Origin of the sequence: Crocosphaera watsonii WH 8501 (genome assembly GCF_000167195.1) — a bacterium.
In the GTDB taxonomy this organism is placed as follows: Bacteria; Cyanobacteriota; Cyanobacteriia; order Cyanobacteriales; family Microcystaceae; genus Crocosphaera; species Crocosphaera watsonii.
The window spans coordinates 1-2052 of the sequence record NZ_AADV02000320.1; the positions used below are offsets into that span (position 1 = coordinate 1).

General features: G+C 37.7%; 1 protein-coding gene and 2 pseudogenes. 2 read left to right on the forward strand and 1 reads right to left on the reverse strand.

What is annotated here, in order from left to right:
* Window positions 1-180, forward strand: a pseudogene (locus tag CWATDRAFT_RS31375) (pentapeptide repeat-containing protein); the annotation flags it as partial.
* Window positions 181-393: 213 nt separating this feature from the next.
* On the opposite strand, the pseudogene CWATDRAFT_RS31380 reads toward CWATDRAFT_RS31375, so the two are convergent.
* Window positions 394-1463, reverse strand: a pseudogene (locus CWATDRAFT_RS31380) (ISAzo13 family transposase).
* A 29-nt stretch (window positions 1464-1492) separates the two neighbouring features.
* Between CWATDRAFT_RS31380 and CWATDRAFT_RS32210 the strand changes: the two are divergent.
* Window positions 1493-2052 (forward strand): DUF6444 domain-containing protein (locus CWATDRAFT_RS32210; RefSeq protein WP_198139065.1); only part of this gene is annotated, 560 nt, incomplete at its 3' end.

Genomic DNA, 2052 nt, shown 5'->3' on the forward strand with positions numbered 1-2052 from the left:
GGGCAACTCTTACTGGTGCTTGTTTCAGGGGGGCAAATATGCGTCAGTGAAAAAAAGAGCTACTACACTAACCTCCAAGCTGCCAACTTAGCTAGGACCGATTTTCAAGGGGCAAACATGAAAGGGGTTGATTTGAGTCGGGCTAATTTGATGGGGGCTAACCTCAAAGAAGCTAAGGTGATTTCCAAGAAAAAGTTCCCATCCATTCTCAGAATCTGTTTGTAGAACATCTCAAATAAGCGAAAAGGGAAAAATAAAAAGTTGTTCGCGGATACTTTCCGCGAACAAAAACCTCCCTATCTAAAAGAAAGAAATACGCTAACTTTTAAATTAGCTTTGACTATTTTTAAAAAGGAAATTCACTTAATTTTACACTCTTATTAACTTTTTAGACTAACTGGGTCTAATCAAAATATCCCATTTAGGTAAGTGAGGATTACGTTCTAAACGTTTCTCAATTTCCTTCATCTCTTTTTTCGTTAAAGAAATGCCTTTTTGATAAACTTTTTTACTTAACTTAACTATCGGATTTAAGCCTTTCCATGTCATAGTTTTTACCCAAGCTAACATCGTTTGAGCATTTCTCAGAAGTGTTCCGTTCCAATGCCTCTCTAAAATTCCCCAACATCTTTCTATGGAATTATATTTACTGTGATAAGGAGGAAAATATAGTAATTGAATAGATTTCTTAGTTTGGTCGGCAAACTCTACCATTCTCTTCAAAAATTGCCTTCTTATTCCACTATTTTCTGGTCCATTATCAACTTTAATTTGGATGTTCTCTAGTTGCTGCTTTTCAGTTATACTCAGACTTGTCCACCATTGCTCCAAGTTATCTGCCATGAAATCACTCGTTTTATAAGAACTTCCAAAAGTTACATAAAGTTGCCCTGTATCTTCATCTACAATCCCACAAGGAACGTATTTTTCTTTAGTTCCCATATCATGATCTTGAGCTTGATTATAACCTCTGGTTTGTCCGCCACGTGAATATTCTCCTATTTCCACAGTTGCTTTACAATCCATACTTAAACGTTTCACAGAAGGGTCTTTTTTTCTATCTTTTTTCTCTATATTCTCTAAGATAGCGTCCGTCTCCGAGATTTTTTTTTAGGTTTAGCTTTTACCACTTTTCTTAATCGATAGCCCAAACGATTTAAAATATCTGCCATTGTCGAAGCAGCAGGAACCTCCTCTCCATTATATCCTAGATTTCTTAATTGTTTAATGGCTTCAGCCGCCGTTAATCTTGTATAGGCAATGGGGTTATTAAATGTGGGGTTTTGTTGTGCGTGAGCTTCGGCTATTTCTTTCAATGATTGGGCAACTATTGGGTATCTTTCCTCCCATTTTTTACATCCACTATTGACTGATTGTAATCCTAAACACACTATCCCAGTTCGTTTTTCATGTAATCCAAGTTGTAATTGCTCACCGCAATAAAGAATCTGTCTTGACAACATAAAGGTAAAATCGGGGATTTTTATGTATAGTGGGGGTTATGACCACAAATGCTACCATTGATTCAAAGCTAGTTAGAGCTATCGCCGATGAACAGTTGGCGAACAATGTCTTCATGATTGAGTGGCTAGTCAAGGCACAACAACAGTTATCTCTTCAACAAAGACTGATTGACCAGCAACAACAACAAATCTCTACACAACAGCAAGAAATTGAAAAATTGAAAGAAGAGAGAGATAAGCTAAAAAACCGTAACTCAAAAAACAGTTCAGTCCCCCCATCATCAGACCAACTAAAAAAGCCTTCTGACAAAAAGAAACGCAAAAAAGGATTTAAACGCGGACCAAAATATGACCACCCAGGGAAGACCCGTAATGGTTTTGGTCAGCCCGATAAGATAGTCACTTTAGAACTAGAAAACTGTCCTGTTTGTGGGGGTTCAGTGGAACGAGATGAAGTAGTTCCTGAAAAAGTCCAGCAAGTGGCTGAAGTAGTAGACCAACCCATAGAAATCAGGGAATATCGTCGCGGATTCTATAAATGTCCTAGTTGTGGATGGTCAGATTACAGTCCTGTTCCATTGGGAGTTAA